Origin of the sequence: Vibrio sp. 1CM2L, from assembly GCF_023161695.1 — a bacterium.
GTDB classification, from domain to species: domain Bacteria; phylum Pseudomonadota; class Gammaproteobacteria; order Enterobacterales; family Vibrionaceae; genus Vibrio; species Vibrio coralliirubri.
On record NZ_JALNTT010000003.1, the window covers coordinates 788,587 to 811,956 of the forward strand.

At 42.4% G+C, this 23,370-nt stretch carries 22 protein-coding genes and 1 pseudogene; 18 read left to right on the forward strand and 5 right to left on the reverse strand.

Features of this window, described 5'->3' with window-relative positions; translation table 11 throughout:
• Positions 1-13: 13 nt before the first annotated feature.
• From MSG34_RS13580 to MSG34_RS13620, 9 genes are all read left to right on the forward strand, one after another.
• Positions 14-973 carry a GDP-L-fucose synthase gene (locus MSG34_RS13580; protein WP_348983363.1) on the forward strand — a complete coding sequence of 320 codons (960 nt, stop codon included), beginning with the start codon at positions 14-16 and terminating at the stop codon, positions 971-973.
• 3 nt (positions 974-976) lie between these two features.
• The gene (locus tag MSG34_RS13585) at positions 977-1,447 is read left to right on the forward strand and encodes a GDP-mannose mannosyl hydrolase (protein WP_248337903.1); all 471 of its coding nucleotides are present in this window, start codon (positions 977-979) and stop codon (positions 1,445-1,447) included.
• A gap of 101 nt (positions 1,448-1,548) precedes the next feature.
• On the forward strand, positions 1,549-2,979 hold the full coding sequence (locus MSG34_RS13590; protein ID WP_248337905.1) for a mannose-1-phosphate guanylyltransferase/mannose-6-phosphate isomerase: 1,431 nt from the start codon (positions 1,549-1,551) through the stop codon (positions 2,977-2,979).
• A 1-nt stretch (position 2,980) separates the two neighbouring features.
• On the forward strand, positions 2,981-4,453 hold the full coding sequence (locus MSG34_RS13595; protein WP_248337907.1) for a phosphomannomutase: 1,473 nt from the start codon (positions 2,981-2,983) through the stop codon (positions 4,451-4,453).
• Between the two features lie 36 nt (positions 4,454-4,489).
• Positions 4,490-5,677 carry a mannose-6-phosphate isomerase, class I gene (gene manA / locus MSG34_RS13600; protein ID WP_248337909.1) on the forward strand — a complete coding sequence of 396 codons (1,188 nt, stop codon included), beginning with the start codon at positions 4,490-4,492 and terminating at the stop codon, positions 5,675-5,677.
• Positions 5,678-6,952 (forward strand): MATE family efflux transporter, encoded by a 1,275-nt coding sequence (locus MSG34_RS13605; RefSeq protein WP_248337911.1) that lies wholly within the window; start codon positions 5,678-5,680, stop codon positions 6,950-6,952. It abuts the gene before it with no gap.
• Positions 6,953-6,981: 29 nt separating this feature from the next.
• Complete coding sequence (locus tag MSG34_RS13610) at positions 6,982-8,748, forward strand: SLC13 family permease (protein ID WP_248337913.1); 1,767 nt, start codon at positions 6,982-6,984, stop codon at positions 8,746-8,748.
• 1,075 nt (positions 8,749-9,823) lie between these two features.
• A complete protein-coding gene (gene cysC, locus MSG34_RS13615) occupies positions 9,824-10,456 on the forward strand; it encodes an adenylyl-sulfate kinase (RefSeq protein WP_248337914.1) in 633 nt (210 codons plus the stop codon).
• Positions 10,457-10,602: 146 nt separating this feature from the next.
• A complete protein-coding gene (locus MSG34_RS13620) occupies positions 10,603-11,568 on the forward strand; it encodes a DHH family phosphoesterase (protein ID WP_248337916.1) in 966 nt (321 codons plus the stop codon).
• A gap of 172 nt (positions 11,569-11,740) precedes the next feature.
• Here the strand turns inward: MSG34_RS13620 and MSG34_RS13625 are convergent, their stop codons facing one another.
• From MSG34_RS13625 to MSG34_RS13640, 4 genes are all read right to left on the reverse strand, one after another.
• Positions 11,741-12,079, reverse strand: coding sequence for a GIY-YIG nuclease family protein (locus MSG34_RS13625; protein ID WP_348983361.1), 339 nt, complete (start codon positions 12,077-12,079; stop codon positions 11,741-11,743).
• 742 nt (positions 12,080-12,821) lie between these two features.
• Entirely contained in the window at positions 12,822-13,163 is a 342-nt protein-coding gene (locus MSG34_RS13630) for a hypothetical protein (protein ID WP_102463789.1), read from the reverse strand.
• A 62-nt stretch (positions 13,164-13,225) separates the two neighbouring features.
• Complete coding sequence (locus MSG34_RS13635) at positions 13,226-13,690, reverse strand: N-acetylmuramoyl-L-alanine amidase (RefSeq protein WP_248337920.1); 465 nt, start codon at positions 13,688-13,690, stop codon at positions 13,226-13,228.
• On the reverse strand, positions 13,683-14,156 hold the full coding sequence (locus MSG34_RS13640; protein ID WP_248337922.1) for a hypothetical protein: 474 nt from the start codon (positions 14,154-14,156) through the stop codon (positions 13,683-13,685). The genes MSG34_RS13635 and MSG34_RS13640 overlap by 8 nt, the downstream gene beginning before the upstream one ends.
• 322 nt (positions 14,157-14,478) lie before the next feature.
• On the opposite strand from MSG34_RS13640, the pseudogene MSG34_RS13645 reads away from it, so the two are divergent.
• The 9 genes and pseudogenes from MSG34_RS13645 to MSG34_RS13685 form a co-directional block, all read left to right on the forward strand.
• Positions 14,479-14,742: pseudogene (locus tag MSG34_RS13645) on the forward strand (helix-turn-helix domain-containing protein); the annotation flags it as partial.
• Positions 14,743-15,292: 550 nt separating this feature from the next.
• On the forward strand, positions 15,293-15,610 hold the full coding sequence (locus MSG34_RS13650) for a hypothetical protein (protein WP_248337924.1): 318 nt from the start codon (positions 15,293-15,295) through the stop codon (positions 15,608-15,610).
• A 322-nt stretch (positions 15,611-15,932) separates the two neighbouring features.
• Positions 15,933-16,766, forward strand: coding sequence for a UTP--glucose-1-phosphate uridylyltransferase GalU (gene galU / locus MSG34_RS13655; protein ID WP_248337926.1), 834 nt, complete (start codon positions 15,933-15,935; stop codon positions 16,764-16,766).
• Between the two features lie 145 nt (positions 16,767-16,911).
• Positions 16,912-17,697, forward strand: coding sequence for a hypothetical protein (locus MSG34_RS13660; protein WP_248337928.1), 786 nt, complete (start codon positions 16,912-16,914; stop codon positions 17,695-17,697).
• Positions 17,698-17,774: 77 nt separating this feature from the next.
• On the forward strand, positions 17,775-18,206 hold the full coding sequence (locus tag MSG34_RS13665; protein ID WP_248337930.1) for a VanZ family protein: 432 nt from the start codon (positions 17,775-17,777) through the stop codon (positions 18,204-18,206).
• A gap of 67 nt (positions 18,207-18,273) precedes the next feature.
• Entirely contained in the window at positions 18,274-19,023 is a 750-nt protein-coding gene (locus MSG34_RS13670; RefSeq protein ID WP_050645227.1) for a hypothetical protein, read from the forward strand.
• Between the two features lie 159 nt (positions 19,024-19,182).
• Entirely contained in the window at positions 19,183-20,601 is a 1,419-nt protein-coding gene (locus MSG34_RS13675; protein ID WP_248337931.1) for an O-antigen ligase family protein, read from the forward strand.
• Positions 20,594-21,034, forward strand: a complete 441-nt coding sequence (locus MSG34_RS13680) for a low molecular weight protein-tyrosine-phosphatase (RefSeq protein ID WP_050645225.1) — start codon at positions 20,594-20,596, stop codon at positions 21,032-21,034. The genes MSG34_RS13675 and MSG34_RS13680 overlap by 8 nt, the downstream gene beginning before the upstream one ends.
• A 263-nt stretch (positions 21,035-21,297) precedes the next feature.
• Positions 21,298-22,272, forward strand: coding sequence for a porin (locus MSG34_RS13685; RefSeq protein WP_050645224.1), 975 nt, complete (start codon positions 21,298-21,300; stop codon positions 22,270-22,272).
• Positions 22,273-22,562: 290 nt separating this feature from the next.
• On the opposite strand, the gene MSG34_RS13690 is transcribed toward MSG34_RS13685, so the two are convergent.
• Entirely contained in the window at positions 22,563-23,030 is a 468-nt protein-coding gene (locus tag MSG34_RS13690) for a hypothetical protein (protein ID WP_050645223.1), read from the reverse strand.
• Positions 23,031-23,370: the final 340 nt, after the last annotated feature.

Here is a 23,370-nt window from a genome sequence, read left to right on the forward strand (position 1 = left end):
TTGAATCATGACCATTAAAAGAATATTTGTCGCTGGCCATAAAGGCATGGTTGGGTCTGCGATTGTTCGAAAGCTAGAGCAAGATGAAAACGTTGAAGTAATCACGCGAGATCGAAATGACTTGGACCTTTTAGATTCTGCTGCGGTAGATTCGTTTTTTACCAATGAAATTATTGATCAAGTTTACTTAGCGGCTGCGAAAGTAGGGGGTATTGTTGCGAATAATACTTACCCAGCTGAATTCATTTATGAAAACTTGACGATTCAAAACAATATTATTCATGCTGCACATACTCATGGTGTTCAAGATCTATTATTTCTTGGCTCATCGTGTATCTACCCTAAATTTGCACAACAGCCAATCACAGAGCAATCGTTACTAACAGATGTGTTAGAAGAGACAAACGAACCTTATGCTGTTGCTAAGATTGCAGGTATTAAAATGTGTGAGTCTTATAACAGGCAGTATGGCCGTAACTATCGCTCAGTGATGCCAACGAATTTATACGGTCAGAATGATAATTTTCATCCAAAAAATGCACATGTGATTCCGGCATTACTTCGTCGTTTCCATGAGGCGGTTTTAGCTGGCGACGACAAGGTAGTTGCGTGGGGTAGTGGCAAGCCAATGCGCGAGTTTCTGCATGTAGACGACATGGCGGAAGCGTCAATTCACGTCATGAATTTAGATGAAGAGATTTACCGAGCAAATACTGATCCTATGCTTAGTCATATTAACGTAGGTACTGGCGTTGATTGTACAATTCGTGAGTTGGTCGAAACCGTAGCGAAAGTAGTAGGCTTTGATGGCGAAATCGAATTTGATACGACTAAACCTGACGGTACGCCGCGCAAGCTTATGGATGTATCTCGCTTGAGAAATCTGGGTTGGCAAGCAAAAAAACCATTAGAAAGTGGTTTAGCGTCTACCTATGATTGGTTTTTAGCAAACCAACATAGCTACCGTGGTTAACTTATGTTTTTAGATAAGCAAAGTTTTTCGAACGTTATCGAGAACACCCCTTTAATTTCAATCGATCTTGTCATTGAAGATGAACAGGAGCAGATACTTCTTGGCGAACGTCTTAATCGTCCTGCACAAGGCTTTTGGTTTGTTCCTGGAGGCAGGGTACTTAAAGACGAAACTTTATCCGAAGCGTTTGCTCGATTAACGTTAGAAGAATTGGGTTCGCACTATGAACTAAACTCTGCCTCTTTGATTGGCCCTTTTACACACTTGTATGACGACAACGTGTTTAATGGGAGTTTTTCAACTCATTACGTGGCTATAGCTTATAAGTTAAGAATTAATCGAGCAGACCTCGCGCTGCCTATGAATATTCAACACTCAGGTTATCGTTGGTTCAGTGTTGATGAACTTAAGCTTCGTGATGACGTTCACACTCACACCAAATGGTATTTCGAACCCGTTTGCATATCAAAATAGATACTTTCTATTTGCTGTACGTGAAGTGTGTTATCAAATTATATAACCTTTGTTTTGGGTTGTTTTTAACCATTATCCAATAACTTTTTAAGAATCTAATTATGCTCATTCCTGTCATCATGGCAGGTGGCTCTGGTAGCCGCCTTTGGCCTTTATCACGTACCAAGTACCCGAAACAGTTTTTATCTGTCACTGATGAACAGACCATGCTTCAAAAAACCCTAGAAAGAATGAATGGATTAGAACACCATTCGCCATTTGTTATTTGTAACGAAGAACACCGCTTCTTAGTGGCTGAGCAATTACGACGAGTTAACGCTTCACATAGCGGTATTTTGTTGGAGCCTGTTGGACGTAATACGGCACCAGCGGTCGCACTTGCTGCCCAAATGACCCAAGGCATAGGTGACGATGCCTTGATGTTGGTTCTGGCTGCTGATCATGTGATCAAAGATACAGAGTCATTTCATAAAGCAGTGGAAGCGGCTATTCCTTATGCTGAACGTGGCGAGATGGTGACGTTTGGTATTGGGGCTACATCACCGGAAACGGGTTATGGCTACATCAAAACCGGTGCTTCTATTGAGGTGAATGGCTCTGATAAAGGTTTCTCTGTAGATAGTTTTGTAGAAAAGCCAGATATAGAGACAGCACAAGAGTATTTGAAAAGTGGAAACTATCTTTGGAACAGCGGAATGTTTTTGTTCAAGGCCTCTGTTTACCTTGAAGAGCTTGCGAAGTTCCGCCCTGATATTTTTGAAGCTTGTACCCAAGCTCACGAAAGCTGTTTTGGCGACTTAGATTTCACACGTATGTGTCCTGATTTGTTTGCCGCGATTCCTGACGAATCGATTGATTTCGCAGTCATGGAGAAAACAGATAAGGCGATTGTTGTCCCTATGAATGCTGAATGGAGCGATGTTGGATCTTGGTCTGCACTTTGGGAAGTAAACGACAAAGATGACAACGGTAACGCAACGCGTGGTGATGTGTTAACCGAAGATACGCAAGACAGCTTTATCTACTCTCAGAACAAACTTGTAGCAACGGTTGGTGTAGCAAACCTTATTGTGGTTGAAACCAAAGATGCGGTGTTAGTTGCTAACAAAGATAAAGTACAAGACGTCAAAGCTATTGTGTCTCAGTTGAAATCGGCTGGCCGTACTGAATATTTGCAGCATCGTGAAGTATTTCGTCCTTGGGGTTCACACGACACGGTATCTGAAGGCGACCGTTACCATGTAAAACAGGTACACGTAAAACCAAAAGAGAAGACGGCTCTACAAATGCACTACCACAGAGCGGAGCATTGGATTGTGGTTTCTGGTACTGCAAAAGTAACAAAAGGTGATGAGACTTTCTTAATCAGCGAAAACCAATCGACTTATATCCCGATTGGTATGCCACATGCGATAGAGAACCCTGGGCAAGTCCCACTTGAGCTTATCGAAGTCCGTTCAGGCTCTTATTTAGCAGAAGATGATATTGTTCGTTTCGACGAGCAAACATCTAAACTGGGCGGAGATTATTAATATGAAGCACTCTAGTCATTTAGTTACATCTCAAGTTATCAAAGAGTCTGGCGTTCAGTTTGGTACGAGTGGCGCTCGCGGTTTAGTGGAGCAGTTTACGCCGGAAGTTTGTGCGGCGTTTACGCATTCGTTTATTAGCGGAATGGTACAAGGCTTTAGCTTTACGCAAGTTGCAATTGCGATTGATAACCGCCCAAGTAGTTATGCAATGGCCCAAGCGTGTGTTGGGGCGTTACTACAGTTAGGTATTGAGCCTATTTATTACAGTGTGGTTCCAACCCCAGCGTTGGCCTACGTATCTATGCAAGATAACATTCCTTGTATTATGGTGACTGGTAGCCACATTCCTTTTGATCGAAATGGCCTTAAGTTTTATCGTCCTGATGGGGAAATCACGAAGGCTGACGAGAAAGTAATATTAAACGCTGATGTGGCTTTTTCTTCATTATCAGAGTTGCCAGAATTAGTGATTAATTCGAAAGCGGCAGAACTCTATGTTGAACGTTATACTTCACTGTTTGAAGATGATTTACTGGTAGGCAAACGCATAGGTATTTACGAGCATTCAAGCGCAGGGCGCGACTTATACCAAGGTTTGTTTGAGTCATTGGGCGCAGAAGTTGTTTCGTTGGAGCGTACTAATGAATTTGTACCTATCGATACAGAAGCCGTAGCACAAGCCGACCAAGACAAAGCAAGAGAGTGGTCGAAAGCGTTCAACCTTGACTTTATCTTCTCAACCGATGGTGATGGTGATCGCCCGTTAGTCGCTGATGAAAAAGGCGAATGGTTGCGTGGTGATATTTTAGGTTTGTTGTGTGCGAAAGAGATGAATATTGAAGCGCTGGCTATTCCAGTTAGCTGCAACACTATTATTGCTCAGTCTCCAGAGTTCAAACAGGTATCTAAAACACGTATTGGCTCACCTTACGTAATTGCTGAATTTGAACCGCTTGCACGTTCATATCAATCGATAGCGGGCTTTGAAGCGAACGGCGGTTACTTGCTAGGAAGCGATATTGAGATTAACGGTAAAATATTAAAAGCACTGCCGACCCGCGATGCTGTACTGCCTGCCTTAATGCTGCTTGCTGCGGCAAAAACGTCGAGCGTTGAATCTCTGGTTTCAAATCTGCCACAGCGTTTTGCTCACAGCGATCGCATTCAAAACTTTGCTACAGAGAAAAGTGTCGCTTTGATAGATAAAGGCAATCAAGACTCACAAGTGTTATTAAGCGAACTTGGATTTGATAACCCACAAGTAGTGAATGTTGATAATACTGATGGATTACGTATCACTCTCTCTAATTCAGACATTGTTCATTTGCGTCCTTCAGGAAACGCACCAGAGCTCCGCTGTTATGCAGAAGCAAGTGACTTTTCATATGCAAAATCTGTTGTCGCTAAAGTCCTAGGCGCGGTTGCAAGTATAGAGCCTGGTTCAACAAGTTCTGCTCAGCTTGGTTTTAAATAGATAACGTACTTGGTATTTATAGTTGATAGGTGTTAAATGTCTTTGTTTAAATTAGAAAATACGGTGCAAAATTATGAATGGGGGAGTCGAACTGCTATTCATGATCTGTTTGGTCGCCCTAATCCCGACAACGAACCTCAAGCCGAAATTTGGATGGGAGCGCATAACTCGGGCTGTTCCATTATTTCTGAAACAGGTGAGTTGCTTTCTAAAGTTATCGATCAAGACAAGATTTCTACGTTAGGTAGCTACACAGCGGAACGTTTTGGTGCGCTGCCATTTTTGTTCAAGGTGTTAGCTGCAGAGAAGCCATTATCCATTCAAGTTCACCCTAACAAAGTAAAATCGGAATTAGGCTTTAAGCGTGAGAACGAGGAAGGTATTTCGTTAACTGCACTAAATCGTAATTACAAAGATGCAAACCATAAACCGGAATTAGTCTACGCTTTAACGTTTTATAAAGCGATGAACGGCTTTAGACCGTTAGAGCAGATCGTCTCGTTGTTTAAAGAAGTGAATGTTCCTCAGCTAAGTGAATATGTTACTGCATTTGAAAAAGACTGCAGTGCAAACGGTTTACGCACATTATTTACTGCAATTATGACGTTAGAGGGCGATAAAAAGACTCAAGCAATCGCTGAGTTACAAGCATCATACAGAAAGCCTGTTAAAACATTGCTTGCTCGTGAAGCGCTGCATTATAGCGAAGCGTTTGATGCTCATTACCCAGGTGATATTGGTTTGTTTGCACCGTTGCTACTTAATACGGTTGAGCTTGCGCCGGGTGAGGCTATGTTCCTGTTCGCCGAGACGCCTCATGCTTATGTTGAAGGTACAGCTCTAGAAGTCATGGCGAGTTCAGACAATGTATTGCGAGCAGGGTTAACCAATAAGCACGTTGACATAGACGAGTTAATTGATAACACAAAGTTCGAGCCTATTGAGCCACAAACAATTCGAATGCAACCAATCGTCAAAGATCAAAAGTTGAGTTATCCAATCCCTGTTGATGATTTTGCATTTGATATTCTTGAGGCTCAACAAAATGAAGTAACCCAGTATGTTCGTGGGCCTGAAATTTTGTTCTGTGCTGAAGGCCGTGTCACCATTAAGTCCGGTAATGAAGAATTAACGTTGCAACCTGGCGAGTCGGTGTTTTTGTTCAACAACTCAGTGAGTTATAAGTATTGCGGTATCGGCAAGCTTGCTAGGGTTTACAACTAAATGAATCTTATGCTCAAATCGCTACAGGTGTTTGTCGTTCGTGGTTTTGGTGCTGCTGCGGGTTTTTTGATGAGCTTAGTTGTCACAAATACTACTGAAGTTAATGATGCCGGTGTTTTCTTTTTCGCGTTAGCGTTAACTCAAGCTGGTGGACGACTATTAACTATCGGTTCTTTGAACATTTTACTAAAAGTGATAGGTGCTGATTTTGGTTTAAGTTGGCAGCGAATCAATCAAACAGTGTCAGTACTTCTTAGAACAGTTTTTATATTGTCTGCACTATTGTTCTCGATTAGTTTAGTTTTTTCGAATCAAATCGCCAATTTGTTTGGGTTGCCAGAGCTCCCTGAGTTATTACCTTTAATTGCTTTGTGTATGTTTTTATTTGCTTTTCAACAGATGTTTTCATTTATGCTACAAGGTAGGCAACAGGCTGTTTGGGCTAGTACTGTACAGAATGTTGTGACTCAACTCTCTTTTATAACTCTTCTTTTGTTATTGGTTTTTTATGGGTTCACCCAATCATTTAATTCATTGTTTTATCTTTATTTTTTATGTGTTTTCTTTGCAGTGTGTTGCGGTGCTGTGCTCTGGTTTAAAAAGAATGGTGCTACATTTGATCTCAAAGCCCCCTTTTCTAAAGAGTTGAAAAGTAGTCTTACTGCATTATTTATTGTAACGGCTATGGGGCAATGTGTAGCGTGGGCTGGACACTTTGCCACGGCTAGATTTCTTTCTAGTCAAGATGTTGCATTTTTTGCTTCGGCTCAGCGCACAGCAACATTAGCCAGTTTTGTATTGATTGCGGTTAATTTAGTCGTCGCTCCCAAGTTTGCGAAAGCCTTTGGTCAAGGTAATAGAATGGAAGTAGAAAAACTATCACTCTTATCTAGTCGATTAATGATGCTACTTGCTACACCTGTTCTGCTATTTATGATCTTCTTTCCTGAGTTTTTAATGGGTTTGTTTGGTGAAGAGTACAAGGTTGCAGCTCCGTTATTGCAAATACTAGCGATAGGCCAGTTTATTAACGTGATTACAGGTTCTGTAGGTTACTTGCTTAACATGACAGACCATGAAAAAGACATGCGTAATGTTGTGTTGTTCTCTGGGCCACTAGCTATTGTGTTGGCGTTTGGTTTAACCAGTCATTTTGGTTTAATTGGCGCAGCCTATGCAACAGCTACTTCTGTGGCAACGCAGAACTTGTTGGCGGTTTGGATGGTAAAGAAACGTTTAGGCTTTAATACGTTGAACGTATTTAGAAAGGTTTAACTGTTGATCAGTTGCTTTGAGTTGGGTGTATGTTTGATTCTCAATTATTAATCGCTGTATTAGTTGTAGCGTTGCTTATTGCTTTAGTTGTGTTCCATATACGTCCGTTGTTGGCGTTTGCGGGTGTTGGAGCTGCATTATTTATTATTGGCACAGTTGACCAAACGGTTTATTTAGATGGCTTTACCAATGGTTCTTTAATGACGTTGATGGTGTTGATCATTTGTAGTTTCGCGATTGAGAAAACCTATCATGTGCGCCATTTAGGGGCATCGTTGTTCAATGGCAAGTTTGTCCCGAACTACGTTAAATTATTGGTAGTTAGCAGCTTTACCTCGGCTTTTGCCAATAACACGGCGGTAGTGGCAACGCTAATGGGCTGTATAAAGAAGAACTTACCAAGCAACGCCAGCAAGTATTTATTACCTCTTTCTTATGCTTCTATCTTAGGGGGGACGTTAACGTTGGTTGGTACTTCGACTAACTTAATTGTCTCTGGCTTTGCGCAAGAAGCAGGGTTAGCGCCGTTCTCTATGTTGACCACTACGCCTGTGGCGATTGTAGTAGTCGGCGTGTGTTTAGTTTGTTTGTTGTGTTGTATTCCTTTGCTTCCATCGAGTAATACGAAAGAGCAACATCGAGAAAATACGAGTTACTTTATTGAAGCCCAAGTTCGAGTGTTTGTTAACGGCCAATCATTAGTTGGCAAAACGGTCTTTGAAAACGGGTTGCGCGATTTGGGTTCTTTGTATTTGAGTGAAATCATTCGCCAGGGCGGTGTTATTACGCCTGTATCACCCAATGAGGTTCTGCGACCAAATGACAGGTTGTTGTTTAGCGGTGATGTCGATGCATTAGAAACTTTGCAACAGTTTAAAGGTTTGAAAACTTTAGGCGCTGTGAGTGAGCAAGACGTGAACATTGGCCAAACAGTTGAAGCGATACTCGTGGCAGATTCGGTCGTGGTGGGGAAAACGATTAAACAAGTGAAATTCAGATCTCTGTTTGATGCGTCTGTTATTGGTATTCGCCGTGGTAACCAAAAGCTAAGCGGTGGCTTGGGTAATACCGTTTTGCAAGCGGGTGACATGTTGCTTCTGACTATCGGGAATGATTTTAAAGATAGGAATAACTTAAAGCGTAACTTTGTTTTCCTTGATGGGGCTGACTTTGGCAATCATTCAGGTGAGCAGCAGACGCTTTCTAAAGCTCAGTCTCGTTGGGTACTTGGTGGTTTTGCAGCTGCAATTGGGTTATCGGCTATTGGTTTATTTCCATTGCTTAAAGGTTTACTGATCTTGCTGGGTGCGTATGTGGTAATGGGTGTCTTGAATGTTCAATACGTCCGTCGTCGTATCCCGTTTGAAATTATTGTGATTGTGGGCAGTGCATTGGCCTTAGCTCATGCAATGCAAACCAGTGGGTTAGCGGATACCGTCAGTAGTAGTTTGCTTGCTGCGACTAACGGATATGGTGTGTACGGCGCGTATATTGGTGTGTTCTTGGCAACGTTATTGCTTACAGAGTTAATCACCAATAATGCAGCGGCGGCGATCATTTTTCCTATTGCACTTGCGACAGCGCAGCAATATGGCGCCGATCCAATGCCGTTTGTTATGGCGGTTGCTTTTGGTGCAAGTGCGAGTTTTTTGTCGCCGTTTGGTTATCAAACGAATTTGATGGTGTACTCGGCGGGTAATTATTCAATTAAGGATTATGTGAAGCTGGGGCTGCCGCTTTCGATTGTGTATTCCATTACTGCGTTAGTGATGATTCCGGTGGTTTCTCCGTTTTAGGTGGATATTAAGAGATCCCCGATTCAGTCGTTCCTCCTTCTCGGGGATGACGGTAAGGTAAGTTGGGTAGATGTTTGCGTTCGTCATTCCCTAGAGTGAGGGACGAACGTAATAGGGAATCTCGCTTGTGGTTCGAGATTCCAGATATCTCGTTCCTCGATTCTGGAATGACGGTTTTTTAGGGGCTCGATGACGGTTGCCTTTGGGTTTTCGACGGTTGTTTTAGGGTCTCGATGACGGTTGCTTTAGTGTTTTCGACGGTTGTTTTAAAGTTTCTATGTTAGTTATCATCATTCCCTAAAGTGAGGGACGAACGTAATAGGGAATCTCGTTTGTGTTTTGAGATTCCAGATACCTCGTTACTCTGTTCTGGAATGACGGGTATTTTAGGGTCTCGATGGCGGTTGCTTTCGAGTTTTCGACGGTTGTTTTAAAGTTTCTGTGCTAGTTACCGTCATTCCCTAAAGTGAGGGACGAACGTAATAGGGAATCTCGTTTGTGGTTTGAGATATCCAGATACCTCGTTCCTCGATTCTGGAATGACGGGGATTTTAGGGTCTCGATGACGGTTGCTTTCGAGTTTTTGAGGGTTGTTTTAAAGTTGCTGTGCTAGTTATCGTCATTCCCTAAAGTGAGGGACGAACGTAATAGGGAATCTCGTTTGTGGTTGAGATTCCAGATACCTCGTTCCTCGGTTCTGGAATGACGGTTTTTTAGGGGCTCGATGACGGTTGCTTTCGAGTTTTCGACGGTTGTTTTAAAGTTCTGTGCTAGTTACCGTCATTCCCTAAAGTGAGGGACGAACGTAATAGGGAATCTCGTTTGTGGTTGAGATTCCAGGTACCTCGTTCCTCGGTTCTGGAATGACGGCTGTTTTAGGATCTCGATGACGGTTGCTTTCGAGTTTTCGACGGTTGTTTTAAAGTTTTTGTGCTAGTTACCGTCATTCCCTAGAGTGAGGGACGAACGTAATAGGAAATCTCGCTTGTGGTATGAGATTCCAGATATCCGGTTCCTCGATTCTGGAATGACGGGGAATTAGTGCGAAGTGTTCAGTTTTTTATAAAGGTTATTAATGACAAGTCCATATCAAGAAAAAACAGATGTAACAGAAAAATCGAGTGATGTGGTTTGGCACAATGCCACTGTAACGCATCAACAACGAGCTGAACTCAAACAGCAGAAGCCAGCGGTATTGTGGTTTACAGGTTTAAGTGGGTCTGGTAAATCGACGGTTTCTAATGCCGTTGAAGCGAAACTTATGGCATTGGGCAAACACAGTTATCTACTTGATGGTGACAATGTCCGTCATGGTTTAAACAATGACTTGGGCTTTAGTGATGAAGACCGTATCGAAAATATTCGCCGTATTGGTGAAGTGGCAAAGTTGTTTGTCGACTCTGGTACTTTGGTACTCACGGCATTCATATCACCATTTATTTCAGACCGCCAACAAGTACGTGATTTGTTGGGGGAGCAGCAGTTTTTAGAAGTGTTTATTGATACACCGCTAGAAGTATGTGAGTCACGTGATCCTAAAGGTTTGTATAAGAAAGCTCGTAAAGGTGAAATTAAGCACTTCACTGGGATTGATTCAGAATACCAGGCCCCTGTGAATCCAGAGATCCATGTGCAAACGGCGGGTAAGAGTATTGAGGAATGCGGTGAGCAAGTAGTAGAAGTGTTGCTTGAACGTGGCTATATCTAAGCGCTCATTTGGTTGTATTTAGTATCGGCTTTGTTCAATCGTGTTATATCACCTAACAACATGATATTGATGTGAAATGCAGTCGCTTGTAAAAATACAACTATAAGTTTATGTCTAAATCGATTTAGAGAAGAAAAGGAACCCCAATGCACTACGATGTATTTAATGGAGACGCAGATGGCATTATTGCGTTGTTGCAATTGCGCTTAAGTAAGCCAAAAGAAAGTGCGCTTATTACTGGTGTTAAGCGTGATATTAAGTTGCTTTCTCAAGTAGTCGCTCAAAAGGATGTTTCGTCTGTCACGGTATTAGATGTATCGATGGAGAAAAACCAAGACGCGTTGCGTTCGCTTTTGGATGCAAAAGTCGATGTGTTTTATTGTGACCACCATCGTACTGGTGAAGTGCCTGATTCTACATACCTTGAAACCTTAATCGATACCGCGCCAGAGTGCTGTACTAGTTTGTTAATCAATCAAAAACTCAATGGTGAGAATGTGGCGTGGGCGATTGCTGCGGCCTTTGGTGACAATCTTAAAGCGGTTGCTAATCAGCTTGCGATTGAAAACGGTTTTGATGAATTACAAATCGCGTTCTTGGAAGAGTTGGGTACTTTGGTTAACTATAACGGTTATGGAGCATCACTGGGTGATTTGCACTTTACACCTGTTGAGCTTTACCAAACGCTTTATCAATACCCGAATCCATTTGATCTTTTAAGCGATGAAGGATCGGTGTTCTACCGTTTACGTGTGGCTTATCAAAGTGATTACCAGCAAGTCTCTAGTCTTGCACCCGTTCACGAGAACGATGCGGTGCGCGTTTTTGAATTGCCGAGTGAGGCATGGGCAAGGCGTATTAGCGGTGTGTTTGGTAATGAGATCGTTAACCAAGATCCGAACCGTGCTCAGGCTGTGTTAACGCAAAATCAAGATGGTCAATCTTACATGGTGAGTTTACGTGCTCCTTTGTCGAATAGAACAGGGGCTGATGAAGTATGTTCAGGCTTTGAAACAGGCGGTGGGCGTAAAGCGGCTGCTGGTATTAATGTGTTGCCAGAAGCGGATAAGCAGAGCTTTATTCAAGTGCTAACGGATTACTATTCGAACTAACGGGTAAAAGTGAGATTCCCTATCACGTTCGTTCCTCACTGTAGGGAATGACGGGCCAGGGACGTTGGAGCTGAATGACGTGGTTGTTGTTCCTTGTCATAATAAATGACGAAGAGGGTTGTTCGGTAATTCCACCGTCATTCCAGAACCGAGGAACGAGGTATGTGGAATCTCACAATATATCGTCGTATAGGTCTCGCCAACTCGGATTCCGCTCGCTAATCAGTTCCTCCTTCCATGAACGATTCCATCTCTTTAACTGCTTTTCTCTCTCAATCGCAGATTTGAAGTCTTCGAAGATTTCAAAATAAACTAACTTGTGAACATTGTACTTCTGAGTGAAGCCCTCGACTTCTCCCGTCTTATGTAACCAGATCCTTTGTGAAAGGTTTCCAGTAACACCTATGTACAAAATCGAACTAGAGCTGTTAGATAATATGTAAATCGCAGGCTGTTTCATGGTTCCCCCTTCAACGTTACTCGTAAAACTACCAAACGCAGAAGCACTCATGGCATTAAATAAGTACTAGCTAGCAAAAAACAGATTCCCTATCACGTTCGTTCCTCACTGTAGGGAATGACGGGTTAGGGTCGTTGGATCTGAATTAAGTGGTTGTTGTTCTTTGTCGTAATAAATGACGACGAGGGTTGTTTGGTAATTCCACCGTCATTCCAGAACCGAGGGACGAGGTATGTGGAATCCCAGACCCAAAGCGAGATTCCCTATCACGTTCGTGCCTCACTGTAGGGAATGACGGGAGAGGTTAGTTGTGAATGACACGAGCGTGCTCGTTCCTAGATGTGAGGAATGAAGGATAGAATAAACGCTTACAATGCTTTCATCCTCGAGAATTGTAACAACTGGCATAGGAGCTCAAATGGCCGTTATTCCAGAACCTAGGGATGAGGTATGTGGAATCTCAGACCCAAAGCGAGATTCCCTATCACGTTCGTGCCTCACTGTATGGAATGACGGGGGAGGTTAGTTGTGAATGACGCTAGCGTGCTCGTTCCTCGATGTAAGGAATGAAGAATAGAATAAACGCTTACAATGCTTTCATCCTCAAGAATTGTAACAACTGGCATAGGAGCTCAAATGGCCGTCATTCCAGAACCGAGGGACGAGGTATGTGGAATCTCAGACCCAAAACGAGATTCCCTATCACGTTCGTGCCTCACTGTAAGGAATGACGGGGGAGGTTAGTTGTGAATGACGCTAGCGTGCTCGTTCATCGATGTTAGGAAACTACTGGTTATTTCTTTTTGGGTAAAACGCCGCCGGTCAGATATAATCCAATAATAGCTAGAACAGGATAGCCAAAGGCTTCGTTGATCATTACTCCAATCGGTTGCCACTCGTAACCGTGCATGCAGCCAATCACAACAAACGAATGCAATAAAACGTAAGGGACGGTGAATAGCAATACTATGTAACGTTGTACTAGTTTGAATGGCTCATAGGCGCGCAGAAGGGCAAGTTTGTGTTTGGCTTTCTCTTCATCGGTAAAGAACATCGCGTCTCCTGTTTGAGTGATGGTTTTTAAGCCTCGTTCTAACATCGATTGGCTTCCAAAGATTTGTCCTAGCAAATTCATTCATGCTCCTATGTTTGTCTGCTGTATTGAATCCATTTCCTACCTTCTTTTCTTCCTTAAAACTACTGAAATGCGTTCATACTGTTTGGATCACTGTGCGAATGAAGCCCAATGACGGGGCAGGCTTTAGTTGGGTTCCATTGGTTATGGCCTAACACTTTGTCATCGGTTATCTTGAACTTGTCTTGCAGTTCACTAATGAACTTAAACAAGGTTTTACGCTGCGCGAGGGTGAAGTTGTCTTGTGGCTCTAAATGTTCGTTGTAACCGCCAATTAAACACACACCAATATTATGGCGGTTGTATCCTTTCACATGGGCACCCATTTGATCTATTGGCCTGCCGACTTGTAACTCTCCATTACGGGTAATCACCCAGTGATATCCAATGTCCCTCCAGCCGCGTTGCTTGTGCCAACGTCGAATTTCTTTTACGCCTATGTTCATGTTGGGTGGTGTTGCACTGCAATGAACTGTGATCCAATCAAAACTAAGTGGTTGGTTTCGTTTGTTGAGTCTATTAGCCACTAAGGTTTACCTCTTTCAACATTAGGTGTTCTAAATACCCAAAGAACACATAAGCTTGATCATTGAGCCATTTTTCTAGCTCGCTCCTCATTTCAATTCTAGGCTTACCCTCAACTTCGTCTTTAACCCCTGCACTAATCTTTACGTCTGTTTCTACTTTCTGATCTTGCCTGTTTCGTTTACCAAATTTGCAGAACACCTCCCTTAACAAAACCGATGATTGGTGATGTTTGTGGTCTATCAACCACACATAAGCGATGGCGTATCCTACTGGGTGCTGGCGCTTTGCTTTCACGACCAACCAAATAAAATCACTCGCTTCATCTTCTAAGTCGTGGTTTTTGGGGGAGTGGATAGAGTGTGGTGAATACCCAAGCGAATGAGAATTCCAATGTGCTTGATCAAGTGGAAATGAATGACTGTCGTGATTGAAAGTATGAATAAATCGCCGAATGGCTGGTGACATAAATAGCTCCTAACTAGTGAAATGGACAGTGCATCCGATCTGTAAGTACGTGGTTTAGCCAGTACGTTCGCGTTTTAAGGATGTTACTGAATGAGCGGATAACCATAATCGCGAATAGTTCGTTAGGGTTTTTCAAATAAAAGCCAGCTTAAATTATTTTAAGTGCGCCGCATTTTTTATGATCACGATGATGGGTTAACGACAAATGATGTGAGAAATGCAGCAGCGTACTTTTTGTTACAGGTTTATGAGGCCTATTTTTGCCCCTAATTTGAAAGATATTGTTTAGATATTCATTAACTTTCATAAATGGAGCAGGGTGATGAGTCATTCGTTAATAACAGAATTCATGCTGGTGAGAACGGATTCACCAATCAGCAAATTGATTTTACTTAAGTTAGCCGATAATGCGGATAACTACGGGCGGTGCTTTCCTTCTTATCGATATTTGGCCAAGTATTGTGAGATTTCAGAGAGAACAGTTAAAGATCACGTCAAACGGTTAGAAAGCTTAGGGTTTGTAGAGAAGATAAAGCGCTTTGATAAAAGAGGTAGGCAGCGAAGTAATCTGTATCAACTTCATCTACTCGATGATCGTCATATTGAAAATGGTTATGCAGAGTGTGAAGAAAAGGAACCAGAGATATCAAGCCACAGTAAAAAATCTGAGGCAATGTCTCGATCGAAAATCAACGTTGAAACGGATATTGCTGTAAGAAAGAGCAGCAGGAATCGAACCGACAATAACTGCGTAACTGATAAGCGCAACGAAATGAATCATGGCGATCAAACTTGTGCATTAAAAAAACACGGTGACGAGATTTACACGGAGGAGGAGGCAAATTCCGCACAGTATGGCGGTGTTATTACTGCACGCATAATCACTCAGAAGGAATCAAAAAGAAAAAAGGGAGGCAGAAACAACACGCCTCGTTATGTTGACACTTTGGTTGCGGAGTACGCACAACAGAATCCGGAACACCCAATGAAAAGTCGGATTATGGCAATGATTGAAGAAAAACGAGCAAATGATCAAGCATTAAACAGTGTTGATTTATCAGCCGATGAGGATACCGAATAGCACGACATTAGCCGTAGAAATCAATCAATGTTAAAGAATACAGGGAAGGTGTTTTGTGATTTATTCATTATCAATAGAAGAAGAGAAGCAGATATTAATTCAACAGTTTACCAAGGCCGCAGGTAAGCATAGGGAGTTATTGGATTTAATGGTAGATGCTTACCCTAAAGCTTTGTCGGCCTCGACCCTACAGAAAGGGCTAGCGACTCCTGGGTATCACGCATTTCAGTCTACATTGCGCAATGCTCAAATATTTATCCAGGTTAAGACGCATCAATGTAATAACACCAACCAAATGCTCCACTCTTTTGATACTCAAGCGATAGAGCGAGTTCGTGTGCAGCGTCTACTGAATCAATGTTCTTGTTTTTAAAAAGGAACTGGTTTGAATTTTGAATTAGAGTCTAGTTTATTAAGCGTTTTCGAATAGACTAATAATTCAAATTGTGGATCGCTTTATTCATTAATCCCGTTGTAAGTGATTAATGAATAAAGCGTTCATTAAATCAGTATTCATAATGGTATAGAATGAATTTACCATTGCGTACTTGGTACTTGATACGTATAATCTCGACCTATTGATCCTAGGTGTCTGCTAGGAATATAAAAGTTCAAATATTGGATGTTCCTATGCTAGGTATGTTTGATGAAATACTTTATCCATAATGGGTACTAGGTACACAAAAGGTCCTTTAATGATTAAACACTGTTTGTTTCCTGCTGCTGGCTACGGAACTCGCTTTTTACCAGCAACAAAGTCAATGCCTAAGGAAATGATGCCAATCGTGAATAAACCATTGATTGAGTATGGGGTTGATGAAGCGATACAAGCAGGGATGCAGAGTATGGCGATTGTAACGGGTCGCGGAAAAAATTCGTTGATGGACCATTTCGATAAGAACTACGAGCTCGAGCACCAAATTCACGGCACCACAAAAGAAGGGCTGTTGGATGAAATTCGTGATCTTATCGATTCTGCCCACTTTACCTACATTCGCCAACGCGAAATGAAAGGATTGGGACATGCGATTCTAACCGGTAAAGAGTTGATTGGTGACAACCCGTTTGCTGTGTTGTTGGCCGATGATTTGTGTGTAAACCCAGAGAAGGGTGTACTCGAACAAATGATTGGTTTGTTCAAACAGTTTCGTTGCACCATTGTTGCTGTGGAAGAAGTGCCAATGCATGAAACCCATAAATACGGTGTGATTGCAGGTGAGCATCTAAGTGATGACTTAATTCGTGTTACGGACATGATTGAAAAGCCAGAACCCGGCACAGCACCAAGTAACTTAGCCATTATTGGCCGTTATATTTTAACACCTGATATTTTCGAACATATTGAAAACACAGAACCGGGTAAAGGCGGTGAAATTCAGGTAACCGATGCGATCCTCAAACAGGCAAAGCAGGGATGTGTCATTGCATATAAGTTCAAAGGTAAACGCTTTGATTGCGGAAGCGTTGAAGGTTATATCGATGCAACCAACTATTGCTACCAGAACATGTTTTTGAAGCGTGTGGAATAGAGCGACTGGATACAAAGTTGTGCTCAAAATCGCACCGGTTATGTCGAGAGTTTAGTAAGCCAGTGTTTAGATAACTGATGCCCGGACAGACTAAACACTTGCTTACTTTTTAGTTATACCAATTGCATTAAACAAGGCATTGCTTTTGACAACCATAATTCAAGATAAAGAACACCCAGTAGTAATTGAAGCTGGCAGTGCACAAAGAAAAGAACGAGCAAACAAAGTGAAAGTTTTCGTGGGAATCAGCCTGATTTTTTTACTGTCGGCTTTTGTTGTTGGTGTGAGTACTAAAATGCTACTGGCCAATTTTTACGTGTTGGATGCAGAAAAGCAGTTAAGCGCTTTCCTAGAGAATAAAGAAAGTCAGAGTACAAAAAGTCAGCCGGTTTTTGATTTGGCCAAACTAGAATCTGCGATGGAAAAGGTTGCTGAGTGGGACACTAATAACCCGGATAGTCTTTTATTGTTGGCGGCATACCAAGCAGTGATTGCATCGCAAGTTCATGAACTTGGGTCAGAAAATGATTCTTACAGTGTCGAATACAAGTTTGAAGATGCGATAGCAACAGCAAAACAAGCACAGTTGCTCAGGCCCATGAACGCTAAAGCGTTTGTTGCTGAGGCTGAATACCAATGGCGGAATGGCGCGTCATTTGAACAAGTTAACGCGCCGTTTGAAATTGCTTTGCAAAATGGTCGCTTTGAAAGACCTGTTGCCTTGTTTGGTCTGGAGTTTTATCTCGCTTATTGGACGAGGCTAAATGTCGAACAGCGTGTATTGGTGTCGAGTTACCTGCTAGAGCCTAACAAGTATGGTATTAATCACTGGCAAATCAACACGACTGTTGCGCGTTCTCCAGAGAAGCTACGTGCATGTCGGTTGCTTGCGTTCAATGACAAAACTACGCGTGCATGTAAAGGAATCTGAAATGGTTGAGTTGAACAAGTTTCTTTGTGTATAGCAAGGCAACAGTTTTAAAAAGTACAGTTGTTGAGAGTAACAAAGTGATTTCTGAACAAAGACAAACAAGCTGGAAGCGGGTAGGAGTCTTTTTGATCGTGCTAGCGCTAGGTGGAATGGCTTCGTTGGCCAAATCTTTAGATCTTCTAGCGGGGTTAATCGTCCAGCTAGAAAACAAAGTGGGTGGCGATGTTGTTTTGCATCTGGCGGTTTCTGTTTGCTTAGGTGCTAGTGCCTCCTGGGCTGGTATGACGAATAAGCCAAAACGCCACTTCTTTTACTTTAGTGGACGGCAAGCCGCGCTCATTGTTTTAAGTGTCACGTTAGTCAGTTTAGACGAAGCGACACAGTATTTTATTTCTACGCGAACATTTTCAGTTAATGACTGGCTCGCGAACATGGTTGGTTTGTTTATCGGAATAGGTATCTATCAACTTTTCTCAATTTATCGGATTAAGCAACAGCTATCAGCTTAGCTTGCTTTGGTAAACCATGGTGTGGATGCAGAATTCACGCTGTTTAATTCTTAAAAGAGGTATATACATGAAGTTAAACAAATTTATGCTAAGCGCATTGCTTGGTATGACGATGTCAACTTCGGTCACTTATGCTGCTACATCTGAATCTGTCGATTTAGTGGGTATCGTAGAACAAAGTGAGCTGACACCAGAAGAGCTAGTTGCACAGTTGATCGCTCAGTACCCAGAAATGGCTGCAGCAATCGTTGAAACGGTTGTAACGGCTAACCCTGAAGCTGCTGAGTCGGTAGTAACTGCAGCTGTAACGGCGCAACCAGAACAAGCGGCTTCGATTGTTGAAGCGGCAGTAGCAGCTGAACCAGAATCGGCTGAAGCCGTATCGGTTGTGGCGATCGCAGCGGCACCAGAACAAGCTGCTGCTATAGCAACAGTAGCTGCTGAAGCGGGTGTTTCTAGCCAAGCAGTTACAGAAGCGGCGATTGAAGCTGGCATTGACCCTACTCAGGTTCAAGAAGCTGTTGAAGCAGTAGAGCAAGCGCCTGCTGCAGAGGTACCTGTTGTCGAAGAAGCTCCTGTTGAAGAGGCACCTATCGAAGATGCTCCCGTTGAAGAGGCTCCAGTAGCAGAAACACCTGTAGTTGAAACGCCAGTCAATGAAGAGGCTCCAGTTGCTGACGCACCTGTCGCTGACACACCAGTCAATGACGACGCTCCAGTAAAAGACGAAACACCAAAAGGGCCTGACACGGACAAGAAGTTCCCTGGTGCAGAGCCGACAAAACCTGTGAAAGATTCACCTGTTTCAGGCAACTAAAACAGTATAAAGCCCGCACACAGCCCTTACTGATGTATAGCATTGGGTAGTCGATAAATGACCTGAAACGGTCATATTGCGCACTACCAAGCTTTTGTATATCAAGAGGGAGCGGGCTTTATTGGCACGATTTGTTTTCCAATGAGAATGTTACGATTAATGCGTTTGAATACTTTTAGCTTCTATAGCTTACTTACATTGCTAGTTTGGTTACCTATTCCGCTAGGCTCTAACCGCATATGGGCATGGTCCATTGCTGGAATTTGGGTAGGCACTACTTTAATCGCAGCGGTTCTGAGCTTTCGTTCTCATTGGCAAGCATTCCCTTTTCCGCGCCTGAACCAATTCAAATGGTTACTTTTACCCATCGCTTTTTTCCAATTTTGGACGGGATTGCAACTATTGCCAATGTCTGAACCTCTGTTGTTGTTTATATCGCCAATGGCTTCTTTGGCTTATGAACAGGTACATTTAGCGACAAATACACAAGGATTGGCCCGAATTAGTGTTGACGCTTTCAGCACATATAGCAGCCTAATTAAAGGCTTGGTTTACCTGTTGTTTATCGTGTTAGCTATCGTGCTTATCAATACGGAAAAACGCATCAAATGGATGCTTAGCGCTTTGCTGTTGAGTGGTTGCTTTCAAGCCGTTTACGGCGCGTTAGTGTTGTTGTTTGGGTTCGAGTTTTCACCGATTTTTGGCATTCGACTACCTGATGTCGCAACGGGCTCATTTATCTATAAAAATCACTTAGCCAACTACATGATGATGTGCCTATGTTTAGGTGCGGGATTACTGGTTTCACAGCTTCATGTGTCCTCCTCTGGTTCTTGGCATATTCGAATTCAACGTTGGGTATCAGGGTTAATTTCTAACAAGATGGTTGTGCGTTGCGGCCTAATCATGATGGTTATCGCGCTTGTAATGACGCGTTCTAGAATGGGCAACACGGCATTTTTCGCTGCTACCTTGATTGGCGGATTCACAGCTCTATTGTTTTATAATCAAAAGCCGCGTGCATTAGTAGCACTAGTCATCAGCTTGGTCTTGATAGATACCGTCGTTGTCGGGTCTTTGTTTGGTTTAGCCAAAGTAAAAGATCGCTTAGAGCAAACTGCTCTGGAGAAAGAAACTCGTGTTGAAGTGGTCGATTGGGGCACGTTAATGGTTGAGCAGGCACCTGTGACTGGCTATGGAGCGGGTAGCTTTCATTCCACATTTCCTAGGTTCAGTTTTTGGAACATTGGTTATTACGATCATGCGCACAACGAGTATTTGCAATTTGCAGTGGAGTCAGGTTTACCAATGACGTTAATGTTGGGAACAATGCTTATTGTCGCTTTATATAAAACGATTCAAACCATGCGTAAACGCCGTAGTAAAACAATGAAAGGGACAGCGCTTGGCTGCTACATGGCCATTGTTGGCATGCTGATTCACATTTCCGTGGATTTTAACCTTCAACCTTCGGCTAATGCCATGACGTTTTTAATGGTCTTGGTGCTAGTCGGGGTGTCATCTGTATTGCCATCGGGCAAACGCCACACGTCTACACAAGAGAGTCACAATGTTTAATCGAATTTTAGTGGTTTGCATGGGTAACATCTGTCGTTCTCCACTAGGTGAAGCGTCATTGAAAGCGATAATGCCGAACAAAGTGGTTTCTTCTGCTGGGATTGCGACTGAGCCAAGTGGCTTAATTGGTCAACCCGCAGACTCTATGATGCAAGACGTTTCGGCGAATCATGGCTTAGAACTTAATAAACACAAAGCACAACAGCTAACTCAAGAATTGTGTGATCTTAGTGATCTTATTTTGGTTATGGAGCCTGCCCATATCGATTTGGTGGCGTCCATTGCACCTAACGCGAGGCATAAGACGTTATTGCTAGGGCAGTGGAGCGTAGGGACTATTGCAGACCCTTACCAAAAAGACCAACAGGCTTTTGAATTTGCTCTGCAACAGGTGTTACAAGCAAGTCGCCAATGGGCGCAAAAGATCGCCTAATTTACGGCATTAGTGAAAATATTAACTACTGCGATATGAGCTACGCAAGATATTAACTAGGTGCAATATCAGCTAGGTGCGACATGAATTACGCAGTGGACTAAATGAGTCCTGATAGATAAGTCAGGAATTCATCAATTTAAGAAGTTGAGTTTAATGGGGTATCAACTACACCCCTTTAAATTTTTTAAGGAATACAGCACTTGTATTCATTTTACGGTCTAGGTACGCAATGGTGCGTAGCTATTAGTTTGGAAATAACAATGAAGAAGACTATTCTCGCTTTAGCGACGTCGGCTGTTCTGTCACCCGCTTACGCTTACGAAATTATTAATAACGAAACGGCTTACCTAGATGTATATGGTGAAGTGAAAGCTCGGGCGTTTTTCTACGACAATGAGAGCAACGATTATACGTTCGGCGAATCTAAGATTGGTGTAGATGCGCGTTACTCAGTGACGGACACAACTAGCGTACTTTCACTGGTTGAAGCTGAAATCAACTTTGACGCAGAAGAAGATAAAGATGAAGATGATCTTTACCTATCAAAATACTATGCAGGCGCACAACACGAAGTGTTAGGTACGCTAACGTTTGGTAAACATGCAACAACTTCTGATGACCTAAATGGCGTTGATTACTCTGAAGCGTTTGGTGGTTTAGCTAATCTTAATGCGGTAAGCCAACATGACCTTGGCCTTAAGTACAAATTCGAAACTGAAGTGTTTGCTCTAAGTGTTAACTACGGGCCTGAAGCCGGTGACTTAGACCGTGAAATTATGGAAGCTTACGGTCAGTATTTCCTTGCTGATCTAACGTTAACGGCTGGTGTGGGTTCTTCTTCAACAAACGTGACTCAAAACAGTAAAGATGAGCTGTACTCTATGCTGAGCGGTGAGCTCAACATGGGTGACTACAAGCTAGGTGCAACGTACTACAATACTGATATTGAAGACCGTTCAAACAGCCAACTTGACGTTAAGAAAAACGCTTTCGCTATCGCCGGTCAAATGGAAATCATTGAAAAGCTATTTGGTTACACTGGTTATGAGTTCATCTCTCAAGATTCAAATACACGTACTTTAGACGGCGAAATCAATAACTTTTATCTAGGTTCACGTTACGAAATCGTTGAGTGGGCAAGTGTTTATGCTGAAGTGAACCTTGTTGATGACGGTACTAAAGTCGTTGATCAGCAAGCCACTAACTATGCGCTAGGTGCGACTGTTAGCTGGTAATTGAAGGTAAATAATACGACTGATTTCAGCAAATCAGTTAAAGAGTTACGTGTAACTGTGCGGCTTAGAAGTGTTGTAGCATGTTGCGCTCAACTGATAGCTTAAGCAGAGCTCACTATGAAGCGATGCTCGTCGCCGTGTTTACGAAATTAGTGTTGGCTAAATAAAAAAGCAGTGGGACATTCGTCGCACTGCTTTTTTTATGAAATTTGATCGGTTAGAGCTCCATCTTATTTTTGATAGACACCAATTACATATCAGCTGTTAGTGTCATCAAGATAAGAGGTTAATTAAAAGTTAATTTCCATTAGCTCGGTAACCGTTAAGCCGAATAATAGTTGAATTAGTGCAAACGAATCTTCTTCGGGAAGCTTTTCTGAAATGAGCTTCGTTAGAGTGATCACACCATTTCGACCATTACCATCGGCGCCTTTCTTATGAGCATGCATGATAAACATTCGCATGATCATTCTAAATTGATTCGAGCTCATTGCTTGTTTCCAAGAATCAATGAGTTGAGTTCGCGATGAAAAATCGAGATGTCTGAGGATAATAGGGAATACTTTGCCCTGAATCGCGGTTTCAAAATCAGCATTACTAGGGTAGTAGCCTTGTAATGTACTTTTCCTCAATCCTGTTTCTTTACTTAGGCGGTCGTAAGTTACGTTGTCCCAGCCTTCGTTAAGAAAAATTTCAAGAATGATCGCATTGTAAGAGGCGAAATTTTCTTCCCATTGCGCTTTACTAATACGTGCCATAGTTGTCTCCATAATGTTGATAAATGAAACATTAGCACAAAATTTTTAAAAAGTAATAGGTACGTATAGTATCTTGACAGAGGATAACAGTATTTTACATGCTGTTGACATAGATAAGTGGTAAATCATACTTTTTGGTGAAATAAGTAGAAAGTTATTAACTGATAATTTACCGACTAAAGAGGAGTGGAGATACTACTAATATGAGAGTTGAGATATGTCGAGTTAACTGACGAGAACATAACCATTAGGTTATCGTCTATGCCGAAAAGTGTGTATTAAAAGGCTACGTTCTTAGCACAACGAACACGTCCTAGCTAACTCGATAAATTTAAGTGGC

Coding starts and splice junctions, on each gene's coding strand:
- MSG34_RS13585 (WP_248337903.1), top strand. CDS start 977: ATGTTTTTAGATAAGCAAAGTTTTTCGAACGTTATCGAGAACACCCCT.
- MSG34_RS13590 (WP_248337905.1), top strand. CDS start 1,549: ATGCTCATTCCTGTCATCATGGCAGGTGGCTCTGGTAGCCGCCTTTGG.
- MSG34_RS13595 (WP_248337907.1), top strand. CDS start 2,981: ATGAAGCACTCTAGTCATTTAGTTACATCTCAAGTTATCAAAGAGTCT.
- manA (WP_248337909.1), top strand. CDS start 4,490: ATGTCTTTGTTTAAATTAGAAAATACGGTGCAAAATTATGAATGGGGG.
- MSG34_RS13605 (WP_248337911.1), top strand. CDS start 5,678: ATGAATCTTATGCTCAAATCGCTACAGGTGTTTGTCGTTCGTGGTTTT.
- MSG34_RS13610 (WP_248337913.1), top strand. CDS start 6,982: ATGTTTGATTCTCAATTATTAATCGCTGTATTAGTTGTAGCGTTGCTT.
- cysC (WP_248337914.1), top strand. CDS start 9,824: ATGACAAGTCCATATCAAGAAAAAACAGATGTAACAGAAAAATCGAGT.
- MSG34_RS13620 (WP_248337916.1), top strand. CDS start 10,603: ATGCACTACGATGTATTTAATGGAGACGCAGATGGCATTATTGCGTTG.
- MSG34_RS13625 (WP_348983361.1), bottom strand. CDS start 12,079: ATGAGTGCTTCTGCGTTTGGTAGTTTTACGAGTAACGTTGAAGGGGGA.
- MSG34_RS13630 (WP_102463789.1), bottom strand. CDS start 13,163: ATGAATTTGCTAGGACAAATCTTTGGAAGCCAATCGATGTTAGAACGA.
- MSG34_RS13640 (WP_248337922.1), bottom strand. CDS start 14,156: ATGTCACCAGCCATTCGGCGATTTATTCATACTTTCAATCACGACAGT.
- galU (WP_248337926.1), top strand. CDS start 15,933: ATGATTAAACACTGTTTGTTTCCTGCTGCTGGCTACGGAACTCGCTTT.
- MSG34_RS13670 (WP_050645227.1), top strand. CDS start 18,274: ATGAAGTTAAACAAATTTATGCTAAGCGCATTGCTTGGTATGACGATG.
- MSG34_RS13675 (WP_248337931.1), top strand. CDS start 19,183: ATGCGTTTGAATACTTTTAGCTTCTATAGCTTACTTACATTGCTAGTT.
- MSG34_RS13680 (WP_050645225.1), top strand. CDS start 20,594: ATGTTTAATCGAATTTTAGTGGTTTGCATGGGTAACATCTGTCGTTCT.
- MSG34_RS13685 (WP_050645224.1), top strand. CDS start 21,298: ATGAAGAAGACTATTCTCGCTTTAGCGACGTCGGCTGTTCTGTCACCC.
- MSG34_RS13690 (WP_050645223.1), bottom strand. CDS start 23,030: ATGGCACGTATTAGTAAAGCGCAATGGGAAGAAAATTTCGCCTCTTAC.